This is a genomic window from Helicobacter sp. 11S02629-2, assembly GCF_002272875.1.
Classification (GTDB): domain Bacteria; phylum Campylobacterota; class Campylobacteria; order Campylobacterales; family Helicobacteraceae; genus Helicobacter_I.
Genome location: NZ_MLAN01000005.1, coordinates 37,687 through 61,840 on the forward strand (window position 1 = coordinate 37,687; position 24,154 = coordinate 61,840).

15 protein-coding genes and 1 pseudogene are annotated in these 24,154 nt (G+C 36.5%); 12 read left to right on the forward strand and 4 right to left on the reverse strand.

The features are described from left to right. Positions 1 to 6 precede the first annotated feature (6 nt). From BKH40_RS04335 to ilvD, 12 genes are all read left to right on the forward strand, one after another. Positions 7 to 2,181 (forward strand): FAD-dependent oxidoreductase, encoded by a 2,175-nt coding sequence (locus BKH40_RS04335; protein WP_095277277.1) that lies wholly within the window; start codon positions 7 to 9, stop codon positions 2,179 to 2,181. Between the two features lie 15 nt (positions 2,182 to 2,196). Continuing rightward, positions 2,197 to 4,527 carry a 2Fe-2S iron-sulfur cluster-binding protein gene (locus BKH40_RS04340; RefSeq protein ID WP_095277279.1) on the forward strand — a complete coding sequence of 777 codons (2,331 nt, stop codon included), beginning with the start codon at positions 2,197 to 2,199 and terminating at the stop codon, positions 4,525 to 4,527. Then, positions 4,524 to 7,082 carry an NADH-quinone oxidoreductase subunit G gene (locus BKH40_RS04345; protein ID WP_095277281.1) on the forward strand — a complete coding sequence of 853 codons (2,559 nt, stop codon included), beginning with the start codon at positions 4,524 to 4,526 and terminating at the stop codon, positions 7,080 to 7,082. The genes BKH40_RS04340 and BKH40_RS04345 overlap by 4 nt, the downstream gene beginning before the upstream one ends. Further along, entirely contained in the window at positions 7,079 to 8,065 is a 987-nt protein-coding gene (gene nuoH, locus BKH40_RS04350; protein WP_095277283.1) for an NADH-quinone oxidoreductase subunit NuoH, read from the forward strand. Before BKH40_RS04345 ends, nuoH begins: the two co-directional genes overlap by 4 nt. Positions 8,066 to 8,077: 12 nt before the next feature. Next, positions 8,078 to 8,674, forward strand: coding sequence for an NADH-quinone oxidoreductase subunit NuoI (gene nuoI / locus BKH40_RS04355; protein ID WP_095277285.1), 597 nt, complete (start codon positions 8,078 to 8,080; stop codon positions 8,672 to 8,674). 15 nt (positions 8,675 to 8,689) lie between these two features. Further along, a complete protein-coding gene (locus tag BKH40_RS04360) occupies positions 8,690 to 9,244 on the forward strand; it encodes an NADH-quinone oxidoreductase subunit J (protein WP_095277287.1) in 555 nt (184 codons plus the stop codon). After that, the gene (gene nuoK / locus BKH40_RS04365; RefSeq protein ID WP_095277289.1) at positions 9,241 to 9,543 is read left to right on the forward strand and encodes an NADH-quinone oxidoreductase subunit NuoK; all 303 of its coding nucleotides are present in this window, start codon (positions 9,241 to 9,243) and stop codon (positions 9,541 to 9,543) included. The genes BKH40_RS04360 and nuoK overlap by 4 nt, the downstream gene beginning before the upstream one ends. Positions 9,544 to 9,553: 10 nt before the next feature. Then, a complete protein-coding gene (gene nuoL, locus BKH40_RS04370) occupies positions 9,554 to 11,443 on the forward strand; it encodes an NADH-quinone oxidoreductase subunit L (RefSeq protein ID WP_095277398.1) in 1,890 nt (629 codons plus the stop codon). A 12-nt stretch (positions 11,444 to 11,455) separates the two neighbouring features. Beyond that, positions 11,456 to 13,069, forward strand: coding sequence for an NADH-quinone oxidoreductase subunit M (locus BKH40_RS04375; protein WP_095277291.1), 1,614 nt, complete (start codon positions 11,456 to 11,458; stop codon positions 13,067 to 13,069). Positions 13,070 to 13,091: 22 nt separating this feature from the next. Further along, complete coding sequence (gene nuoN / locus BKH40_RS04380) at positions 13,092 to 14,558, forward strand: NADH-quinone oxidoreductase subunit NuoN (RefSeq protein WP_095277400.1); 1,467 nt, start codon at positions 13,092 to 13,094, stop codon at positions 14,556 to 14,558. Between the two features lie 15 nt (positions 14,559 to 14,573). Then, positions 14,574 to 15,479, forward strand: coding sequence for a 4-hydroxythreonine-4-phosphate dehydrogenase (gene pdxA, locus BKH40_RS04385; protein ID WP_095277293.1), 906 nt, complete (start codon positions 14,574 to 14,576; stop codon positions 15,477 to 15,479). Between the two features lie 104 nt (positions 15,480 to 15,583). Then, complete coding sequence (gene ilvD / locus BKH40_RS04390) at positions 15,584 to 17,275, forward strand: dihydroxy-acid dehydratase (RefSeq protein ID WP_095277295.1); 1,692 nt, start codon at positions 15,584 to 15,586, stop codon at positions 17,273 to 17,275. A gap of 112 nt (positions 17,276 to 17,387) precedes the next feature. Here the strand turns inward: ilvD and BKH40_RS04395 are convergent, their stop codons facing one another. The 4 genes and pseudogenes from BKH40_RS04395 to alaS all read right to left on the reverse strand — a co-directional run bounded on the left by BKH40_RS04395 (position 17,388) and on the right by alaS (position 24,103). Then, positions 17,388 to 18,659, reverse strand: coding sequence for an MFS transporter (locus BKH40_RS04395; protein WP_095277402.1), 1,272 nt, complete (start codon positions 18,657 to 18,659; stop codon positions 17,388 to 17,390). A 1,852-nt stretch (positions 18,660 to 20,511) separates the two neighbouring features. After that, positions 20,512 to 20,778 (reverse strand): annotated as a pseudogene (locus tag BKH40_RS09010) (glycosyltransferase family A protein); the annotation flags it as partial. Positions 20,779 to 20,783: 5 nt separating this feature from the next. Next, positions 20,784 to 21,503, reverse strand: coding sequence for a 3-deoxy-manno-octulosonate cytidylyltransferase (gene kdsB, locus BKH40_RS04405; RefSeq protein ID WP_095277299.1), 720 nt, complete (start codon positions 21,501 to 21,503; stop codon positions 20,784 to 20,786). A gap of 5 nt (positions 21,504 to 21,508) precedes the next feature. Then, positions 21,509 to 24,103: an alanine--tRNA ligase gene (alaS, locus tag BKH40_RS04410; protein ID WP_095277300.1), complete on the reverse strand. Its 2,595-nt coding sequence runs from the start codon at positions 24,101 to 24,103 to the stop codon at positions 21,509 to 21,511. Positions 24,104 to 24,154 lie beyond the last annotated feature (51 nt).

Sequence of the window (24,154 nt, forward strand, 5' to 3'; positions counted from 1 at the left end):
AAAGCAATGATGAAAGATAACCCAAAACTACCTTATAGCGTGAAAGACTTTCCTAAAACACTGCCGACACTAAAGTACTTTAGTGCTGAAAACACACAAAATATTAAAGCATTTATAGGATGGGATGGCTTAGTTATTTTAGATGAAGGTATAGACTTGCTAGATGCTTTGAAAATGTATGCTAAGCAGTATCAGCTTTATGCACAAAGCTGTGGGAGATGCACTCCGGGGAAGTACGGCGGTCGTGTGCTATATGAGATGCTTAATAAGATTCAAAACAGCCCTGAAGCAAGTGTAGATGACTTAGCAAAACTAAAAGATATATGTAATCTAATGCATAAGACTGCAAAATGTGAGATAGGTAAAACTACACCTAAACCTATACTTCAAGCCCTAGATTCCCACTTAGATATATTTACTAGAAATATAAGTAAAAATAAGAAAAAAGTAACCAAATCTAACATCATCAAACATAAAGAAGAAAAACTAGAAGAAGACTTCAAACTAGAAGATGAAGCCTCAGATGGAAGTAAGGTTTTTTATAAGGCTAACATCTTTGCTAAAGAGATAGAATCTCACAACACTAATCCTAGCATGCATGATCACTTTAATGTGCTAGATAGATTTAAACTAGCAGTACACTCACACTCTCATAATCAAACTTATATCTCTAAAATCACAGCGCCTTGTACTGATATGTGCCCAAGTCACGTTGATATACCCGGTTACATAGAAGGCGTTAGGGATAAACGCTTTTTAGATTCTCTAAGTGCTACAAGAGGGTCTATGCCTCTAGCACAAGTTTGTGGTCGTGTGTGCCCTCACCCCTGCGAGCATGCTTGTAGAAGGGCCATACTTGATGAGCCTATAAGCATCATGGAGTTAAAAAGAGTTGGCGCAAAGTATGAGATGGACTACAATATGCCTTATGCACATCCAAACTTTATAGAGCCTAAAGATTCTTTGAAAGATAAAAAGGTATGCGTTGTAGGAGCGGGTCCGGGTGGCTTAAGTGCATCTTACTACATGGCATTACAAGGTATAAAAGTAGATGTTTATGAAGCTTTGCCAGTACTTGGTGGGGCTGTGGCTACTGGCGTTCCAAACTACCGTATGCCTATCCTTGCTTACAATCACGATATAGATATGCTAAAAACTTTAGGAGTAACTTTTCATACTAACTATCCCATAACTAAAGAAAACTTCCTAGATATAGAATCTAAATACGATGCTACAGTGCTTGCAGTTGGCACTAGACTTTCTAAAAAGCTAGGCTGTATTAATGAAGACTTTAGTCTTGAGGGCTACTTGCCAGCTATAAAGTTTATGGATCATGTGAACTTATCTGAAAAGTTTGGACTAGAAAAGATTCCTGATTTAAGCGGTAAAAATGTAGTTTGCATAGGTGGGGGCTTTACTAGCATGGATGTAGTAAGGTGTTGCATAAGATTAAATGCAAAATCAGTCATCATGCTTTATAGAAGGGATGAAGCAACTATTATAAAAAATACCAGCAGTGAAGAGTATCATGAGGCAGTAGAAGAAGGCGTGAGATTTGACTTCTTAAGTGCGGTTAATGAGATAATTTCAGAAGATGGCAAAGTAAAGGCCTTAAAGATAGATAAGTTTGAGCTTAAAAAAGTTGAAGGTTCGCCAAAAGGTGAGTTAGTGCCACTTGAAGGTGGTGGCTACACACTAGAGTGTGACATAGTTATACCAGCAGTTAGTCAAGAGCTAGATGCTAGCTTTTTAAGAGAAGATATAGAAGTTAGCCTAACTAAACGCCATACAATCGACGCTGACCCGCATAGCTTTTCTACTGCAAGGAAGGGCGTTTTTGCTTGTGGGGATTGTGTAAGTGGACCTCTAACTATAGTTAATGCAGTTGGGCAAGGAAGGCGCGTAGCAAACGTAGTTAAAAGATATCTTTTAAGTGGTGAGATAACTTTAAGCGATGATGAGAGAATGGAAGATCTCTTAAAAGAAGTTGGAGTTTATGATAGTAGTAGAGAAGTTATAGGCTGGATGAAGGGCGATAAAAGGGCAGTGAGTGACAAGCTTGAGCCAAGTTTTAGGGCTAAAAACTTTGAAGAGGTAAACTTTGGGCTTACAAGAAAAGATGCTTTAAGTGAGGCTAATAGATGTATGAGATGCTATTACATTAGTATGTGTGTGATCTAAGTGGAAGGTAGAGTTATGGAATCTTTTAATATTAAAATAGATGGTAAAAACTGCTTAGCCTTTGAAGGTGAGACTATACTAAGTGTCGCAAGGCGTCATCATATCTACATACCAACCCTTTGTGATCTTCCTAAGCTTTCTCCAGTTGGAGCTTGTAGGATGTGCGTTGTAGAAGAGAGTGATGGCAACGTGATAGCAAGCTGCAAAAGCCTAGCCCATAAAGACACTGAAGTAAAGACTAATACTAAAAAGCTTCAAGATTATAGAACTGAAATCATGCGATTTTTATGTATCAACCATCCACTAGAGTGTGGGGTGTGTGATAGAAGTGGGGAGTGTGAGCTTCAAGATAAGGTCTTAGAGACTAAGGTAGATTTACAGCCTTACTTTTCCCATCAAAAAGAAACTGACTTTGTACACTTTACTAATAAGATCTATGATGAAAGCCTTTGTATAGTTTGTGAAAGGTGTGCTAGGACTTGTAATGAGTTTGTTGGTAATAGCGTGTTAAGCGTTTTAAGTGGTGGTTTTGGAAGTAAGATAGGAGTTGACTTTAATGCTTACTGTGAAGACTGTGATGAGTGTGTAAGCGTGTGTCCAACAGGTGCTATGATATCTACTAGATTCCTTTATACAACTAATGCTTGGGAGCTTAGCAAAAAGCCAACAGTTTGCACTCAGTGTGCTAGTAACTGCGATATAAACTATGAGATAAAAACTACTAAAGATGGTATCAAAAAGATTTATAGGGCTAATACTAACTTTCATACTTCCCAGCTTTGCCACGCTGGACGCCATCACTACTATGATAATACTACCTCTTTAAGTAGTAATATCCCTTGCTTAAATAGAGCACTTAGTGCTTTTAAAAACGCCAAAGCTTTAAGGCTTGGAACTACTACTAGCAATGAAGAAGCCTATGTGCTAGGCCTTTTAAGCAAAAAGCTAGGTTTTAAGCTTTACTGTGATGAGGCTTACTACTATAAAAACTTTTTAGATACCTTGCAAACTTTTCCAGTTAATATAGATGAAAGCTTGAAGAATGCAAAAGTAGCCATAGTTTTTGGATCTTATATATATGATGAGTTTCCAAATCTTAGATCTAACCTTGCAAAATGTGTTACTAAAAATGACTTGCAAACTATCTTTATAAATCCTATCTCTGAGAAGAGATTTAAAAGTGTCTTAGAGCTTAAGTATGAAGTAGGGCATGAGCTTTCTTTAGCACTTTTACTACTTCAAACTATGGACTTTAATGGGAAGTATGCTAGCTATTTTGAAAGCCTAGATATGGGGGAGATAGTAGCTGAGAGCAATGTAAGTGACTATGAGCTAGCTAGATTAAAAGATATATGTTTTAAAGCCTTTTTTAGCGGCCTTCACAAAGAGCACAAACAAGAAGCTAGTAATAATGCAGTGGTTATGTTAGTAGGAAGTGATATCTATACTCATAAAGATTCTAAAACCCTAGCTTATATATTAAAACTTTTAAAAGAAGAGCTTAATGTAAGCATCATCCCACTCCCTTATAATAATACTTTAGGCATACTTGAAGTTTGCGACTTAGAAAAAGATGACTTCAAAGAAGAAGGAGTTATAGGTTATAGAAGTGAAGGTAACTTTATACTTGATGATGCACTTAGTGTTTTAAGACATGACTTTTTACTGCCTAATTTTAATAACCTAGAATCTACTTTTATAAACTTAAACTTAGAGCTAGTAAAAGCAAGTCCAGCTTTAGAGTATATAGATAAAGATGGAAAAGACTTACTAGACCTAGCTGATATCGCTAGAGAGTTTTTGGATAATGATAAAGACTATCTAGTTTCTTACACAGAGCTTTTACCTTTTAATAAAACTCCTTATGATGCCCTAGCTAGACGCACTAAGATAGAACTAGATTCTAAGCCTAAAGATTGCAACAAAGATGGCTTAAGTTTAGAATCTTTAGACATAGACTTAGAAGCAAAAGAAGGCAGTGGAAGCTATATATACCATGCTAGTCAAAGTGGAAATATAAACACCTTAACTCCTTTTAGCTTACTAGTATCTAAACAGTTTTGCATAGCACATGGCTTAAAAGATAAAGATGAAATAGTCCTTAAGATAAAAGCTAGTAGTTTTGATAAAGCAAAAAAAGAAGATAGCCTTAAAGATTGCACGCAAGATGAAGCACTTATAGAAGATAGCTTAGATGATACTTTTCAAAAAGAAAAGACACAAAGTGAGGGAGTTTGTGTAAAAGTCCAAGTTGAAAGCTATCTAACAGGTATGGTGGCTGTATTAAATGCTCCTTTAGTTTCATCAAAAAAATATTTTGACTTTGTTAGGATGAGTGATAAATGATAAAGATAATTATAGATTCCATAGAGTGTGAGTGCGAAGAGGGCGAGACAGTATTAGAGATCGCAAGAAAGCATAACATCCAGATCCCTTCTATTTGCTATCTATCTGAGTGTTCGCCAACTCTTGCTTGTAAGATGTGCATGGTTGAGATAGATGGTAAAAGGACTTATAGCTGTAATGCCAAGGCAAAAGATGGCATGAATATCTTAAGCAACACAGAAGAGATAATAAAAGATAGAACTGCTATCATGCAAACTTATTGTGTTAACCACCCCTTAGAGTGTGGGGTCTGTGATAAAAGTGGGGAGTGTGAGCTTCAAGACTTTACCCTTTATACCAAAGTGCCAACCCAAGAGTATGGCTTAAAAGAAAGCGATAAAAAAGGCTACCGTTTCGCACAAAGCACTTATGACCCTAACCTTTGCATAATGTGTGAAAGATGTGCTACAACTTGTAAAGATAATATAGGCTATAGTAATCTAAAAGCAGGCAAGGCTAAGCTTTTTACTCCTGAAAGCTACAAAGAGACTATGCCAAAAGATCCTTATAGTGTTTGGTCTAAAAAGCAAAAAGGTTTGATAGAGTTTGTAGGAGAAAGTGAGTGCAAAGACTGTGGAGAGTGTATAAGTGCTTGTCCAGTTGGGGCTATGACTTATACTGGCTTTACTTATACTAGCAATGCTTGGGAGTTAGAAAAGATTGATTCTGCTTGCTCTCACTGTCCAAGTGGCTGCTTTATAAGCTATAACATGAAGGTTAATAACCACGCACGTCATTTGGTCTATAGAGTGCAAAACGACTACCACTATAATCCAATCTGTGGGGCTGGACGCTTTAGCTATGACACTAGTTTTTATGCTACTTCTAATATAAAAGCTATAAGCCTAGCAGTAGATTCTTTGCAAAAAGCTACTAGCTTGCACATAGGAAGTGATGTCACTAATGAAGAAGCCTATCTTTTTAGCAAGATAGCCACTAAGCTAAATATACCTTTATTCAACACTGAAGCTTATAGACTTAAGACGCTTTTAGGGCATATAGATTCTAAAAATTTTGCTAGCTTTGTAGATTACAAAGTAGCTACTTCTTTTGTAAGCATAAACTCACTTTTTAAGTACATTAACCCAAGTATAAAATTTAGGATAAACAACAACTTAAAGCTTAAAAAAACTACTAAGCTTTTAAGTTTTGCACCTTTTATAGATAAGCACATAGCAAGTCTTGGTAAGGGAGTAAGGCAGATAGAAAGCAACCTTAGCGATACACTTGCTATCTTGCTAGCACTTTGCAAGGCTAATGATATAGATTATAAAAACAAAGAAAGCCTAGAAGCTTCAAGCTTCATCCCAGAAGAGGTAAAAGAGGAAGAAAAAGCCCAAAAAGAAAAGCTAGAGCAAGCTAAGCTAGAAGCACTAAATGAGCAAGCTTTTAAAGATTCTAAAGAAGAAGCAAGTGATCTTAAAGGCACAAGCCCACAAGAAACAAATAAAGAAGAAACAAATAAAGAAGCCATCAAGCAAGACACAAAAGTAGAAGAGCTACCAAACTTAGAAGCTAAGTTTTTAGAAGAGTTAAAGCTAGAGCCAAAAGGGATCTTACTTTTAAGTGAGTATAGTTTTGATGGACTAGATACTAAAAGCTTAAGCTTTGCAAGCTATCTTTTAAATCTTTTATGTTCTAAGCTAGACCTAAAAGTGATGGTTTCAACGCTAGGAAGTAACACCCTAGGAGTTGCTAATCTCTGCAAACTCTCCAAAGAAAGCGAAGTTAATAAAGACTATGTAGTTGGTATTAGGGCTAGTGGTGATTACATGTTGCAGTCTTTAGCATTAAAAAGCCTAAATAGTGAGCCTAACTTTGAAGAAGTCTTCCCACTACCTTTTATAAGTCAAGTTGATGGGAGTTTTACTAATGTCGAGCATAGGGTTTTAAGGCTAAGTCCTGGAAGCTACTATGAAGATAGTAAGTTTAATGAAGGAAGTTATCTTGATTCTATAGCTAACTTTTTTGATATTAAGTGTGATTGTCTAAGTGACTTTACTAAAGATCTTCATACTTTAAATCCAGCCTATAAAGATATGTCTTATGCGGACTTTAAGTTACGCATAACAAAAAGTGGAGAAGATGTTAGAGGCTACTTCTTAGACTATAAGCAAGAAGTCTTAAGTGAAGATAGCCTAGCAGAAGTAGTTCTTCCTAAAAAGCTAGATTTTAATGCACTTTTGCTAAACCCAAAAGAGCAGTTTAATATCCAAACAAAACATAGTGCCATACTTCAAACTAAAGTTGGAATCTATATAAGCAAGGAGTATGCTGCTAAGCTAGAGTTAAATGAAGGTAAGGACGTAGTACTTCTTGCTAAAGAAGATGACAAGCAAAAAGTGTCTCTAAAAGCTAAGGTTTATATAGATTATGACTTAGAAGGTGAGATATTTTTAGTATCTCCTTTATTAGATGGTATAGAATCGCTATTTCAATCTAGCAAGCTTTCAACCTTAGTCTTACAAAAAGATGCAAGCATTAAAGAACATAATTTAGAAGAGGTACAAGCATGAGTGCATTTATAATAGAAACTATTATCAAAGTTTTAATTGTAGTTATAGTATTTGCAGCCTTAGGAGCCTTTGCTACGTATCTTGAAAGAAAGGTTTTAGGTATATTTCAACGTAGGATGGGGCCAACTTTTGTAGGGCCTTATGGACTATTACAACTTATAGCTGATGCCATTAAGCTTTTTTCTAAAGAAGATGTTATGCCTCAAGGGGCTAATAAGATAATCTTTTCTATAGCACCAATAGTTGCTATAGTAACTGCACTTACTTCTATGGCAGCCATTCCTTTCTTTCCAGACTTTCATATATTTGGCTATGAGATAAAGCCTATCATCTCAGATATAAATGTAGGGCTTTTATACTTTATAGCAGTTGGTGCAGTTGGAATCTATGCGCCTATACTTGCTGGGCTTGGCAGTGGTTCTAAGTGGTCACTAATTGGTGGGGCTAGGGCTTGTATGCAGATTATTAGCTTTGAAGTAGTTGGTGCTTTGTCAATCTTAGGGCCTATTATGATAGTTGGCTCTTTATCTTTAGTTGATATGAATGCCTATCAAGCAGGAGGCATCTCACACTGGCTAGTTTGGAAACAGCCAGTTGCTTTTGTAGTTTTCATGATAGCTAGCTATGCTGAGCTTAATAGAACTCCTTTTGACCTACTAGAAGCAGAAGGCGAGATGGTAGCTGGTTTTTGTACTGAGTATAGTGGGCTTAAGTGGGGACTTTTCTTCATAGGTGAGTACGCACACATGTTTGCATTTGCCTTTGTTATAAGCCTTCTTTTCTTAGGTGGATTTAATGACTTTTATTTTATTCCGGGTTGGCTAGCTATCATTATTAAAGTTATAGTGTTTATCTTCTTTTTTATGTGGGTTAGGGCGACTTACCCTCACGTAAGGCCAGATCAAATGATGTCTATGTGCTGGAAGTTTTTAATGCCTTTAATGCTTATAAGCATAGTAATTACTGGTTTAGTTTTATTATAAGGATAAAAGATAATGCAAAATAATAAAAAAGAAAAAATATATAGATTTGTAGAAGCCACTTCTACGCCTCAAAGTAATGGTGAGTATTTCACAAGGAGTATAAGAAGGGCTATAGGCATGGATATGTTTGTAGGTCTTTGGCTGACTTTAAAAGAGTTTTTCTCTAAGCCAGTTACAGTTAACTATCCTTTAGAGTTTCAGCCTCTAAGTCCAAGATATAGAGCAGTTCACAACCTCCAGCGTATGCTTGAATCAGGAAGCGAGCGTTGTATAGGCTGTGGGCTTTGTGAAAAGATATGTACATCAAACTGTATAAGAATCACAACTAGTGTCGGTCAAGATGATAGAAAAAAGATAGATGACTATACTATAAATCTTGGGCGTTGTATCTACTGTGGGCTTTGTGCTGAGGTGTGTCCAGAGCTAGCTATAGTTATGGGCACTAGGTTTGAAAACGTAAGTGAGCAAAGGGCACATTTTGGACTTAAAGAAGACTTTTTAAAAGATATAGAAGATGCTAAGTTTCACAGACAAAGTGAGTTTGCAGGCTTTGGCTCTATAAGTCCTAATGCTGATAAGCTTATTAAAAAAACACCGCTTGAATATTAAGTTAAAGGCAAAGATATGTTTGAAAGTATTGCGTTTTATGTATTTTCTGTTTTGACGCTAGTTTCATTTTGGGTAGTCGTTAGAACTAATAATATTTTGTACGCCCTTGGAGCTTTGGCTTTAGGGATGATTTTAATCTCTGGCTTTTTCTTTTTATTAGATGCGGAGTTTTTAGGTGTCGTACAAATTATGGTTTACACTGGAGCTATAGTTGTGCTTTATGCCTTTGGTATGATGTTTTTTGATATGCAAAAAGAGGTCATTGAGCACTATCAACACAAAGCCATACTTTGGTTTTTATGCATAGTTGTAGTCATAGTGCTTGTAGTTACTTTGGGTAATCAAGAGATACCAGTTTTTGTAAGCAGTCTTGCTACTAGTAATGTAGTCCCAGATACTAAAGAGCTAGCACATGCCTTATTTAGAGACTATATAGTGGCTTTTGAAGCAGCAGCCATCATGCTTTTAATGGCGATGATTGCAGGGGTTGCTACAGGCTTGCAAAAAGTTTATATGTTTAAAGAAGATAAAAGTGATTCTAAAACAGAGCACAAAGGAGATGATAAATGATAGGTTTAAATCACTATTTAATAGTAAGTGCCTTAATGCTTGGCATTGGGATTTATGGTGTTTTAAGACGTAAAAACATTTTGATGATTTTATTTTCCACAGAGATAATGTTAAATGCGTTAAACCTAGCCTTTGTAGCCATAGGTCATTATATGTTTGATGTTCAAGGGCAGATTTTTGCTCTTTTTGTTATAGCAGTAGCAGCCTCAGAAGCCGCAGTAGGATTAGGACTAGTTATCATGTGGTATAAACGCCATAAAACTTTAGATATCGACGTCTTAACCAAGATGAAAGGTTAAAAGAATGGATATGTTTTATCAACCACAATATGTCTATGACAGACTTTTTGGCATTCTTTTATTTTTACCACTAGTTGCAGCTGTGATTGGCGGTATATGGGCTACGTCTAAACCTATAAGATTTATAGGCTATCTAAACTCAGTGCTTTTAAGCATAAGCTTTTTGATAGCTTTGTACTTTTTGGTTGTCGTTATAAAGCATCCAGATCTTGCACTAAACTTTACTCTTTGGAACTTTATGAACATAGGTTCTTTTTGGGTAGACTTTTCTTTCTCTATAGATAAGATAAGCATCATCATGATGTTAGTAGTACTTTTTGTCTCTTCCATGGTGCACTTTTATTCGATTGGCTATATGAAAGAAGATAAAAGCTTTAACCGCTTTTTTGCCTATCTAGGTGGTTTTGTGTTCTCCATGCTTTTACTAGTAGGGAGTGATAACTTCTTAGTGCTTTTTGTAGGCTGGGAAGGTGTGGGACTTTGTTCTTACTTACTCATTGGCTTTTGGTATGAAAGACCAAGGGCAAACTTTGCTTCAATTGAATCTTTTGTCATCAACCGTATAGCAGACCTTGGCATGCTACTTGGAATCTTGCTTATCTTTATACAATTTGGAACTTTGAAATACACTGAAGTTTTTGAAGCTATGGGTCATGCATCAGGCACATCTCATGTCATCTTAAACTGGATAGGTATCTTACTTTTCATAGGTGCTATGGGCAAGTCAGCCCAGTTCCCACTTCATACTTGGCTTGCAGACGCTATGGAAGGGCCAACGCCAGTTTCAGCACTAATCCACGCTGCAACCATGGTTACAGCTGGAGTTTATCTAGTCATAAGAGCAGCCCCACTTTATGATCTAGTGCCGGGCGTTAGCTACTTTATAGCCATCCTTGGTGCTTTTGTCGCAGTCTTTGCGGCTTTGATGGCTGTGGTTAATAAGGACTTAAAAAGAGTTATAGCCTACTCAACGCTTTCTCAGCTAGGCTATATGTTTGTAGCAGCTGGGCTTGGGGCTTACTGGATAGCGCTATTTCACTTATTTACTCACGCCTTTTTCAAATCCCTTCTTTTCTTATGTGCAGGTAATGTAATGCACGCTATGAAAGATAAACTAGATATTAGAAAGATGGGTGGGCTTTGGAAGTATATGAAAGTAACTGCAGTCTTTATGACACTAGGTACTATAGCCCTTTGTGGAATCTACCCTTTTGCTGGCTACTTTTCAAAAGATAAGATTCTAGAAGCTGCTTTTAGTGGTGGTAACTACTATATATGGGCAGCTTTATTTATAGGTGCAGGTCTAACTGCATTTTATAGTTTTAGGCTTTTGACTTTAGTGTTTTTTGCACCTAAAAACCACGATGAAGAACACCCTCATGAAGGCTCAAAAGTTATGCTTTATGCTATGACACCACTTGCTGTATTAAGCGTTATAGCAGGGTTTGTAAGTGCTTGGTTTAGCCCTTTTATAAGTAGTGAGACCCCACTTAGACATGCTATGCACCTTGTATCTTCTACTGAGTGGATATTAATAGCTGCTACTATGGTTTTTGTCATAGTTATAAGCATCATCTCTATACTTGTGTATAAAGATGGATATAAATTCAAACCAAAATACAACTTTGTGCACGTCATACTTACTAAAGAGTACTACATACCTCAGTTTTACAATATAGTCTTTGTTAAGACTTATACTGGCTTATCTTGGATATTCTGGAACATAATAGACCGCATGATAATAGATAAGATAGTGAACTTTGTAGGTAAGTTCTTACTCTTCTTAAGTCGCATATTACAGCCTATACAAAATGGCAATATAAGCACGTCTTTAAGGCTTATGACTTTTGGAATCGTGCTTTGTGTGATCTTTGTACTGCTAATGTTTAGCTCACTTTAGGGAGGGGGAGTAATGGAATATTTATTAACCGTAATAGTGCTTTTTCCAGCTATCGCTAGCATCTTTATCTTTTTGATGGGTAATAACGTAGCTAAGCCTTTTGGGATAATAATAGCCCTCATAGAGATCTGCTTAGTCGCTCTCCTATGGGCTTTATTTGATGGTAGTAATCCGGGTTTTCAGTTTGTACAAAACGTACACATAATCACGCATCTTGGTATAAACTACTCTATAGGTGTTGATGGAATCTCGCTTTTCTTAATAGTGCTAAACGCAGTCATCATACTGCTATCTATGTTCTATCTAAACCAGCCTCATGGTAAAAATCACTATGTAGTTGCTTTGCTTTGGCTAGAAACTATTTTGATGGGACTTTTTAGCTCTTTAAATATGCTTTTATTTTATGCATTTTGGGAGCTTTCTTTACTACCTATACTTTTTATAGTAGGTGTTTGGGGAACTGGAGATAGAATCTATGCAGCCTTGAAGTTCTTCTTATATACCTTTGCTGCTTCTTTAATCATGCTAGTAGCTATACTTTATACAGCTTATCTTTATAAGCTTCAGTTTGGAGTATGGAGCTTTAATATCATAGATTGGTATCATCTAAGCTTGCCTTTTAGCGTTCAGATCTGGCTTTTCTTGGCATTTTTTATATCAATTGCTGTCAAGATTCCAATCATCCCTTTTCATACGTGGCTACCTTACATCTATACAGATGCCCCAGCTATAGGAAGTGTCATCCTTTCAGCGACACTTTTAAAGATGGGTACTTATGCATTAGTTAGGTTTTCACTGCCATTTTTCCCAGATGCAAGTTACTACTTCTCCTTGCCTATAGCTATACTTGCACTTATCATGATAGTTTATGGAGGCTTTATAGCCTTCAGGCAAAAAGATATGAAGATGACCATAGCTTATAGTTCTATATCTCACATGGGTGTGGCGATACTTGGTATTTTTGCTTTTAACGTAGAAGGCATTGGCGGGTCTATCTTTTTAATGGTAGGACATGGAATAGTAAGTGGTGCCCTCTTTTTCTTAGTTGGCATGCTGTGGCATAGACGCCATACAAGACTAGTTGATGAGTATAGTGGTATAGCTAGCGTTATGCCACATTATGCAAGTTTCTTTGCACTAATCATGCTGGCTAATGTCGGCCTTCCTTTAACTGTAGGCTTTGTAGGAGAGTTTTTAAGCTTGCTAGGTTACTTTAAAACTAGTCCGGTTATAACAACTATTGCTGGTACTACTTTAATCATCTCAGCTATTTATATGCTTTATCTTTATAAGAGTGTGTTTTTTGGCAAGCTAAAAGAGGGCGCTTGCTCCCTTTTAAAAGACTTAAGTGCTAGAGAGTACTGGGTGCTAGTTCCAATTGCAATCATAGTTATCTTTTTAGGAATTTATCCTAATGCTATATTAAAACCTATAGAGAACTCAACTCACTCTTTAATCACAATCATGAAAGAGAGATCAGTTTTAGAATCTACAAGGATGCATATAGAAAAAGTAAGCCTAGAGACTTTTGGTCCAGAGGCTAGTAACACCACCAAAGAAGTTGCACATGCAGGAAGCACTACTACAAGCATTGCAAAAAATAATATAGGAGCAAGCAATGAATGAGCATGAATTATATTTACTGCACATGCAAATTAGCCAAATACTAGATAGCTCAATTAGTTTCATACCTTCCCTAATAGCAGTCTTAGGTGGTATAGTCATACTTATAGCTAATGCATTTACAACTAGCTTTTCACGTAGTTTAAATGTAGCTTTAGGCATGCTATTTCTTATCATAAATCTAGCCTTTACGCTAAGTGCTGGTTATGTGGGGAAAATAGATGTTTTAACTATAACTTCACAGGGGATAATACTAGCTGCCTCTATAATATTTATGCTTTTAATCATCTCTAAGAAAAGGTTTGCTGAGTTTCAAACTCCAGAGTTTTACACGCTTTATCTAATCATGATAGCTGGCTTTGAGATTATGGTGACTTCATCTAACTTGATAGTTATCTTCATAGGATTAGAGATAGCAAGCCTTCCACTAGCTAGCATCATAGCTTTAAATAAAGAAAGATATGGGCTAGAAGGTGGTATAAAATACTTTGTGATGGGTGCTTATGCTAGTGTGTTTTATATACTTGGGGCTATGTTTATCTATATGTTTACAGGCTCGCTTGATATGCAGACAGTCTTTCAGCACTTAATGCAGATAGGAAGGCCAGTTGATGCTTCTCTTATAGCCTTGCCAATACTTGGTGTGATATTTATGATAGGTGCTATAGGTTTTAAAATCTCACTAGTGCCATGGCACTCTTGGATGCCTGATGTTTATGAAGGGTCAAACCCAGTGATAGCTGGCTTTATATCTATAGTGCCAAAAATCGCTGGCTTTATGCTAGCTTTTAGAATCTTAATACCACTAAGCTCTTACATAGACTATGTGACTAATACTAATATTATGAATATCTTATTCTACGTGTTAATAGTCTTTACTATGTCAGTGCCTAACCTTTTAGCACTTCTACAAAAAGACGTAAAAAGGATGCTTGCATTTAGCTCTATAAGCCATTCTGGCTATGCCTTGGCTTGTGTTTATCTAAATGCTTTTGCGCCACTTTTTATGTACTGGATCTTATTTTTGATAACTAATGTTGGTGCTTTTGCCCTTCTTTGGGTTTGTAAAAACAAAAAGCACTTTTGGAATGAGAGATATGATCATCCTTATGAGAAGTTCCAAGGGCTAGTAAGATTCCACCCTGTAATGGCCATGCTTTTTGCTATCTTTATGCTTTCTCTTGCGGGCGTGCCACCTTTTGCAGTGTTTTGGGGGAAAATCTTAGTTGTGATGACTGCGCTTTCAGAAGGTCATATCTGGCTATCAATCATCATGATGTTAAATAGCGCTGTAGCAGTTTATTACTACTTAAGACTTATAGTTTATATGTTTTTCAAAAAGCCAGTTGTTAGTGATGGAAGTGTCTATCTAGAAAACCAAAACCTAGCCATAGAGATAGTCATAGGTGTAGCTGCACTACTTTGTGTATTTGCTATATTTGTAGTGGCATTTTTCTCAAACTATGTTCCAGTTTTTGCACATCTAATCTAGTCTTTTAGGCTTACTATGAGCAAGTTAGAAGTCGCAGTAAGTATAGGCGATATAAATGGCGTGGGCTTACAGATAGCCTTGCAATCCCACGCTAAGCTTTCTATGTTTTGCAAGCCTTTTTATATGTGTGATTATCCTCTTTTACAAGAGGCTAGCACGCTTTTAAATCTTAAAAATCCCATCCTAGAAAAAGACTGCCTTCCTTTAAATCTCCCTTTTAAAATAAAACCCGGCAAGATAGATTCCATAAGTGGGGCTTATAGTTTTGCGTCTTTTAAAAAGGCTTTAGAAGTTAGTGATAGAGTTTTAACCCTGCCTATACACAAAAAAGCTTGGCAGCTAGCAGGGGCTAACTACGCAGGGCATACTGAGTATTTACGTGAGCTTTATGGAGAAGGCATTATGATGCTAGGTTGTCCTTCTATGTTTGTAGCCCTTTTTAGTGATCATGTACCTTTAAAAGAAGTATCAAGCCTTATAAGCAAAGAAAGTTTTAAAGACTTCTTACTTAGATTTTATAAAGACTACCTAAAAGGGCGTGATATAAAAGAAGTTTGTGTGCTAGGCTTTAACCCTCATGCAGGCGATGGTGGTGTCTTAGGAGATGAAGACTTTTTAATACAAGATGCGATTAAAGAGCTAAACTTAGACTTAGGCAAAGACTTATTTATAGGCCCTTATCCTCCAGATGCTGCCTTTATCCCTAGTAATAGGGCGAGGTTTTCTCACTTTATAAGCATCTATCATGATGCAGGGCTTATACCTTTAAAAGCACTTTATTTTGAAGAAAGCATCAATGTAACTTTGGGCTTGCCTATAAAAAGGGCAAGTGTGGACCATGGCGTAGCTTTTGATATAGCTTATAAAGGGGCTAAGGTAAACACTAAAAGCTATATAAATGCAGCTAAGTTTTTAGTCTAAGTGAGTTTAGATTCTTAAAACTTTCTAGCTTTTAAAACAAACTTCAAAAAAACCTAGCATAATTAAATATATAAAATCACCTAGCTTTTTAATAAAGGAAGAAAATGAGAAGTGATACAGTTAAAAAAGGCTACCAAAGAGTGCCACATAGAAGTTTGCTTAGAGCTACTGGGCTTAAAGATGCAGATTTTAATAAGCCTTTTATCGGTATAGCAAACTCTCACATAGATATAATCCCGGGGCACTTTTTCTTACAAGAGTATGGTCGCATCATAAAAGAAGAGATAATAAATGCAGGGGGTGTGCCTTTTGAGTTTAACACTATAGGCGTTGATGATGGTATAGCTATGGGACATGATGGTATGCTTTACTCCTTACCAAGTCGTGAGCTTATAGCAGATTCCATAGAAACAGTTATGAATGCTCACTGTTTAGACGCATTAGTTTGCATACCAAACTGCGACAAGATAGTGCCGGGCATGCTTATGGGGGCGTTACGTGTTAATGTGCCTACTATCTTTGTAAGTGGCGGTCCTATGAGATCAGGTACGCTTAAAGATGGCTCTAAAGTTAGCCTTAGTTCAGCCTTTGAGGCAGTAGGTAGTTTTGAAAATGGCAAGATAAGCGAAGAAGAGCTTTATGATATGGAGTGTAATGCTTGCCCTGGTGGGGGGAGCTGTAGTGGTATGTTTACGGCTAATTCTATGAATACTTTGTGTGAAGCACTAGGTATCGCACTACCTGGTAATGGCACAGTGATAGCAAGGAGTAAAGAAAGGCTAGAGATGTTACGCGTTGCAGCAAGACGTATAGTTGAAATAGCCCTAAGTGAAAAAGAAAGCGAAAGGTTTAAAATCCAAAACATCATAAACAAAGATGCTATCCACAACTCTTTTGTAGTTGATATGGCTATGGGTGGTAGTACTAATACTGTGCTTCATATGCTTGCAATTAGTAAAGAGGCAAATGTAGACTTTGGATTAAAAGAGATAGATTCTATAAGTAAGCAAGTAGCCCACATAACTAAAATCGCCCCTGCAGTAACTAATGTCTATATGGAAGATATACAAAATGCAGGTGGAGTAGGGGCTGTTTTAAATGAGATAAATAAAAGTGGGAATCTAGTAAAAGACACTTTAACCATCACAGGTGAAACTATGCACGTACGCATAAAAGACTATAAGATCAAAAATACTGAAATCATACACACAAAAGAGAATGCTTTCTCACAAGCAGGTGGATTAAAAGTGCTTTATGGCAATCTTGCAAGAGAAGGCTGTGTGGTCAAAGTTGGGGCTATGAGTGAAAATATGAAAGAGTTCACTGGAAAGGCTGTTGTTTTTGATAGTCAAGATGAAGCTATAGCTGGGATAAGTAGGGGCGAAGTAAAAGCTGGAGATGTTGTAGTTATAAGATATGAAGGGCCAAAAGGAGGTCCGGGTATGCCTGAGATGTTAAGTCCTACTAGTCTTATTATGGGCTTAGGGCTTGATGAAAGCGTGGCATTGATTACTGATGGTAGATTTAGTGGGGCAACACGTGGTGCGTGCATAGGTCATATAAGCCCTGAAGCAAGTGAGGGTGGAATCATAGGCGTGGTTAAAAATGGCGATGTGATAAAAATAAGTATAAAAAATGCAAGTCTTACTTTAGAAGTACCAGAAGATGAGCTTGAAAATAGACGCCTTAACTTCACTCCAAAAGTAAAACCTATAAAAAGCAAGTGGCTAAAACGCTACTCACTTTTAGTAAGCAATGCAAGTAATGGCGCTATGCTTAAGACTGAGCTAGATTAAAAGCTAATATGTAGGCTTATTTATAAGAACTAATAAGCCTGTTTAATATCTATTTTTAGGTTTTATCAATTTAAAAACCTAAAAAGTTTCAACACCAATCTAACGCCTTAAGCTACTCTAAGTAAGTTCTTTTAGGTAAAAAGTAAGCCACTATAAGACAGATAACAAACATAACTATGCAGTAGATATAAAAGCCTTCAGGCATACCTGCACTTTTAAACTTCAAAGCTACATAAGAAGCACTTCCTCCAAAGATGGCATTACCTATAGCATAGCTTAGACCAGTAGCAAGGGCTCTTACATGAATGGGGAAAAGTTCAGCTTTTATCACTCCCCCAACTGAAGTATAAAGACTAAGCACTATAAAAGCCCATATGAGTATGAAAAATATCTCTATGCTACTAGTTGCTTTTCCTAAAAGATGAAAGATTGGATATATAGAAATGATAGCAAGGATGGAAAAGATTATTAGCAAAGTTCTTCTACCTATCCTATCGCCAAGTGCGCCAAATAAAGGCTGAAAGATCATAAAGAAAAAGAGGGCTGCTAGCATGATATTATTAGATGTAGACTGTGCTATACCAGCAGTGTTTACCATAAAAACTTTAGTATAAGTACTAAAAGTATAAAAGGCTAAAGACCCACCAGCAGTAAAGCCTATAACCATTAAAAAGTACTTCCAGTTTTGAGTTAGGGCCTTAAAGCTTCCTCTATCTTTATGCTTATAGATCTCATCGCCACTTTCATGCATATCACTCCTTAAAAGTAGTGATAAAAGGGCTAAGATTCCACCAAAGGCAAAAAGCAGTCTCCATGCCCACTCTTTTATGGTGGATTCTTGAAAGATGAGTTCTAAGATGACTAAGCTAGCAACAGCTATAAGCTGACCGCCTATTAAAGTAACATACTGAAAGGAAGAGTAAAAACCGCGGTTACCTTTAGTGGCTATTTCTGATAGGTAAGTAGCAGCTATGCCATACTCTCCACCAACACTTAGTCCTTGCAAGATTCTAACTGCTAGTAAAAGTAAGATGGCATAGTTGCCGACATGGTCTTTAGTTGGCAAGATGGCTATAAGAAGGGAGCTTATAGCCATTAGTAAAACTGAGTAAACCATAGACTTTTTGCGTCCTATCTTATCTCCTAGTGCACCAAAAAGATAACTGCCAATAGGTCTCATGAAAAAACCTAAAGCAAAGATTCCAAAAGCAGCTATTAACTCTATAGTTGGATCATTAGAGGCACTAAAAGAGCTTATGAAATAAGTCGCACTAAAAGCATAGATATAAAAGTCATACCACTCTACTAAGTTGCCAGAGCTTGCTGCTAGCATAGAAGTAAATCGTGTCTTTTTGCCTATGGGCTCAAAGGTATCAGGCTTCATGTTTCTAGTTGACATATTTTTCCTTTAGTGTGTTTTTTATTTAATATATTTTTTATTTGGATTGTTTGCTGGGATTTTTCCATTATGATGTTTTAGACTTAAAGTATGAAGTTTTATTAATTATTTTAAAAATAAAAGCAAGATAGCGTAACTTTTTTACTCTAAAAATTAATGCTTCATACTATTGCAGCCACTTATCTAGCTAGCAGCTAAACACTAAATGTTATTTTTTGTGAAAATATCTACCATTACAAGTTATGCTAAATATACTTTTGATAAATAGTATAAAGAGGATAGATTCTATAATATAGAATCTAAATGCCTAAAAGTAGGATAAAAAGAAAGTAGGATAAAAAGAAAGTGGGATAAAAAGGCTATCTTACTTTGATGAGATATCAATTTAAGGCTTTTTAGAATTTAGATTCTTTTTTATCTCTTTTATATCAGCCTTTTTAGCAAGTCTCATCCTTAGCTTTTTAAGTCCTATGGCTATATAGATGCTTCTTGCTACTATATAAGCTGTTCTTCTCCAAAAGGTTGTGTTCACACTTAAAAAAGCGAAGTTTAAAAGCTTTATAACAAAAGAGCCATTTTTCATACCTAGTCTTAAAAGCATCCTAGTGTTTGAATCAAGCACCTTATTGCCCATTAAAAAAGGTAAGTGTTGCACTATAAGCAAGCACTTAAGGGGATCTTTGCCCTTACGGTCATAGTAAAATGCCATTTCAACCCTCTCTTGTAAGATATAAGTTAGTTGTGTTTCTAAGCTTTTTTTGGCTTTCTTATCTAGGCTATTTAGCCTTTTTAAGCTTAAGTAGATATCAAGCACAGCAAAAAAGTGGCAGAAGAGATTAAAGTAAGTTCTTATATTTTGGTTACTTTTAAAGTGGCTTTTTAGATACTCTAAAGACTGTGGGATGTTTATCTTTTTTTCCCTTGCGTAATTAGATATAGAATCTTTTCTTACTCTATAAGCTACAAGCTTGTCTTTTAGCACTTTTATAGCCTTAGCTTTGCCAAGTAGTAACATGCCAAAGTTTAGGTCTTCCATATCAAGAAAGGGAGTAAAGCGAAGGGCAATCTTATTTAGATAGCTATTACTCACCATGCCATGCCAGCCAAAGTTAATAGGACTAATATTAGCTGCCTTAAAAAGCTTACTGCCATCAACCCTACCATCTTCATACTCTTTAAGTACATTTTCTATATAGTGGGGTTTATGGTGCTTTGCGTGCCACTTCTTTTGCTCCTTAGTCCTAGGTGGTAAAGGCACACCTACTCCATCATAAAAGATAGAGTAGTGATGTACTACTACTTCAGTATCTTTTTCCATAGCGTTTATGCAAGATTGTATACAAAGCCTTTGCATAAAGTCATCACTGTCAAAGTAGTGGATAAACTGCTTAGGTGGTAAGTCCTGACGTAAAAGCTGCGTTATGTCATTTAGACTAAATCTAAAAAAGCCTCTTTTATCATACTCAAAGTGTGAAAGCAAGCTATCATCTACTACTTTAGGAGTAAGGTTTAAAAGTCTATGTAAGTTTTGTTTTTTGAAAGCATCAAAAAGCCTAGCTCTCTTTTTTAGTTCATTTTTTGAAAAGCTTCCTATAAAGATAGGTTTCTCTCCAAAGACTTGGCTTTTAAAAGGAAAGATGGCATTTACAAAGTAGTTTTTGGCACTTGGATATAAGTAGCCTTGAAGCTTAGCGTACTTTAGGCTGTAAGGATAAGCACACATAGCTATTTGTTTTGGCTTAATGTAGTTAGATGTTAATAGGGCATTTTTTGTGCCTTTATTAGAATCTTCTTTTATAGATTCTAAAGCCTTTCTTAGAGGAGAGTTTTTAACTAGCTCAGTGCCAAGATTCCTAGCTGTGCTAAGGCCGCCATTAAGCTTTTCTACTATGAAGATTCGCCTATCTTTTTTAGCATACTCTAAGGCTATATCTAAACTTTTATCAGTAGAGCCATCAACAACTAAGATAATATCTAGCTTTTCATAGCTTTGATTAAGTACAGAATCTAGCGCAGTTTTAAGATACTTTTCTACATTATAAACTGGGATGATAATACTTACTAGCCCCTCTTCTCCTTCTAAATCCTTAGTATTATCTATCATATAGTTTATAAGTCTCCTTTGCTAAATGTCTTTAAAGCTAGCTCTAAGTCTTCTTTTGTATCTATACCTAGGCTTTTAGTTTCTACTATGGCAAGGACTATCTTTTTGCCATGATAAAGCACGCGTAACTGCTCTAGTTTTTCTATGTTTTCTAGGCTGCATTCTTTCATGCTTGCATACTCTTTTAAAACTTCTATATTTAAAAAGCCATATAGTCCTAGATGCCCTAGATAGCTAGCATCCAAAGTGTCATCTCTATTAAAAGGGATTATAGACCTTGAAAAATAAAGGGCACAGTTTTTATCATCTAGTACTACTTTTACAAGGTTAGGATTTTTAGCTTCAGTGCTTGTGATAGGCTTAGCAAGGCTTGCCATAAAGCTTGAAGTTTTAGTTATATCTATAAGTTTTTGTATATTTCTTACTTCTAAAAAAGGCTCATCAGCTTGCACATTTATAATGACTTCATCCTTTTGTAGACCTAACATAGTGCAAGCCTCAAGCACTCTTAAAGTCCCATTAGGATGTTTTGGGTCAGTCATAACCGCCCTTATATTATGTTTTAGTGCTAGCTCATACACTCCAAAGTCATCAACTGCTAAGACTACATCATCAACCTTACTTGCGTTTTTTGCCACCCTTATGCACATAGGAAGACCATATATATCACTTAAGATCTTATTAGGAAAGCGAGTTGATCTAAGTCTAGCTGGTATAACTATCATGGAATCTAGCCTTTAAGATTAGATTCTAAGTAAGCTTTAGCCTTGCTTAAGATCTCATCTACTAACTTAGAATCTAAACTCTTGCCTTCTTCTAGTTTTAGTCCAGCTTGCAAGAAGTCTTTGCGTCCACCCCCTTTAAGTCCTAGCGTGCTCATAGACTTAAGCCACATATTGCAGTCTAACTCTACTCCTTTGCTTCCTAGCACAAGACTTGCTTTATCATCACTTGCTTGAAGTAAGAATATGGCACATTTTACATTTGCATTTTTAAAGTTATCAATATGGGCTTTAAGATTCCCACTTGCTAGGCTTATAACACAAGGCACATTATTAATTAGCTCAGCCTTAAAGCTTGCTTCTTGGATACTACTATCAGCTTTAAGTGTTGATTTAAGCTTAGCGACAAGCCCTAATATATCTTTAGTTTTAAGTGTGTTTTCTAAGTTTTTAAGCCCTCTTATATGAGTGCTAGCATACTCATAAGCACTAAGCCCACAAACTGCTTCTATACGCCTAACGCCGCTACTAACACTACCTTCTTTGGTGATATAAAAGCTATTAATTTCAGCCGTGTTATTAACGTGTAGCCCCCCACAAAGCTCAATGCTTTCACTCCCAAAGCTTACAACCCTAACAGTATCTCCATATTTTTCATTAAAAAGTGCTTTTGCACCTTTAGCTATGGCATCTTCTTTTGAAAGGTGTTCAACCTTAGTGCTTAACGCACTTGCTATTAGGGCGTTAACTTTAGATTCTATTAGGTCTAGCGAGGTGCTATCTAGTGCTTTATGATAAGTAAAGTCAAACCTTAGCCTATCTTTTAGCACTAGTGAGCCAGCTTGGGCTATGCTACTTCCTAAGACTTCATGAAGCACTGCGTGAAGTAAGTGAGTGGCTGAGTGGTGCTTTTTTATCTCAAAGCGATCATTTGAGACTTCTATCTTTATAGTCTCATTTACATTTAAAGTATCCTTAGACAAGATGCTAGATATGATTAAGTCGTGATACTTTTTAGTATCAAGCACTTCTGCTACTAACTTTGTATCTTTATAAAGCTTGCCAGCTTCTCCAAGAGGTCCACCACCTTGAGGATACAGTGGGGTTTTAGCAAAAAGTACATAGCCTTTTTGGCCTTCTTTTAAAGTGCTAACTTCATTAAACTCACTATCTAGTAAAGATAGAATCTTAGATTCTAAGCTAGCATACTCATAGCCTACAAACTCATTTTTGCCAAACTTAGAAAGCAGGCTTTGTACAAGGTGCTTAAAGTTTTCATTTACCCCTTCATCGCCACTTCCTTTCCAAGACGCAGAACTCCTTGCCTTTTGTGTCTCCATGCAAGCTTCAAAGCTAGCTATATCAAGGCTTAAGATCGTATCTTTTAACATATCAAGTGTTAAATCTAGTGGGAATCCAAAAGTATCATAAAGCTTAAAAGCCACTTCCCCACTAAAGATCTTTTCTCCTTTAGCCTCACAAGCACTAAGCTCTTCTTTAAAAAGCTTCATGCCAGATTCTAAAGTATCTAAGAAGCGTAACTCTTCAAGCTTGCAAAGCTCTAAGATATTTTCTCTTTTTTCTTTTAAGTAAGAGTAGTGATAGCTTAACTCATCTATAACCTTATCAACCACTTTATAAAGAAAAGCCCCTTTTATGCCTAAAAGATAGCCATGTCTTAAAGCCCTTCTTAGAATCCTCCTTAAAACATAGCCCCTACCTTCTTTATCAAAAGTAACACCTTGTGCTAGAAGAAAGCAAACCGCACGTGCGTGATCAGCTATAACCCTATAGCTTGCCCCTGTTTCATACTTATAAGGCTTGTTGCATAGTTTTTCAACTTCTTTTATAAGAGGCGTAAAGATGCTTGAATCAAAGTTAGAAGTTTTACCTTCCATAACCGCTTGAACCCTTTCTAACCCCATCCCTGTATCTATACTTGGTTTTGGAAGTGGTGTAAGCTTGCCATCTTTACTTTTTTCAAACTGCATAAAGACTAGATTCCATATCTCTAAGAATCTATCTCCATCTCCACCAAAGTAGTCTTCACTGCCAGAAAAGTGCTCTTCTCCTTGATCGATAAATATCTCGCTACAAGGCCCACAAGGTCCAGTATCGCCCATCTGCCAGAAGTTATCTTTATCACCAAGGCGTTTTATATGACTAATGGGAACTATTTCTTTCCATAAGTTATAGGCTTCATCATCACTTTCATGCACTGTTATATAAAGCTTTTCTTTTGGTAGTTTTAACACTTCAGTTACAAACTCCCAAGCATACTTAATGGCATCTTTTTTAAAGTAGTCCCCAAAAGAAAAGTTCCCAAGCATCTCAAACATAGTGTGGTGTCTTGCTGTGTAGCCGACATTTTCTAAGTCATTATGCTTGCCACCTGCCCTAAGACATACTTGTGAAGAAGTAGCCCTTAGACCTTTTGGTGGAGGAAGTGTGCCAGTAAAGATGTCTTTAAACTGCACCATGCCCGCGTTTGTAAAAAGCAAAGTTGGGTCATTAGGCACTAAAGGCATACTGTCATAGATTTGATGTCCCTTGCTTTTAAAAAACTCTAAAAACGATCCTCTTATATCAAGTTTTTGTTCCATATCATTTTCCCTTACATTTGGCTTTTAAAATTCTTTTTTATTGTAAAACTT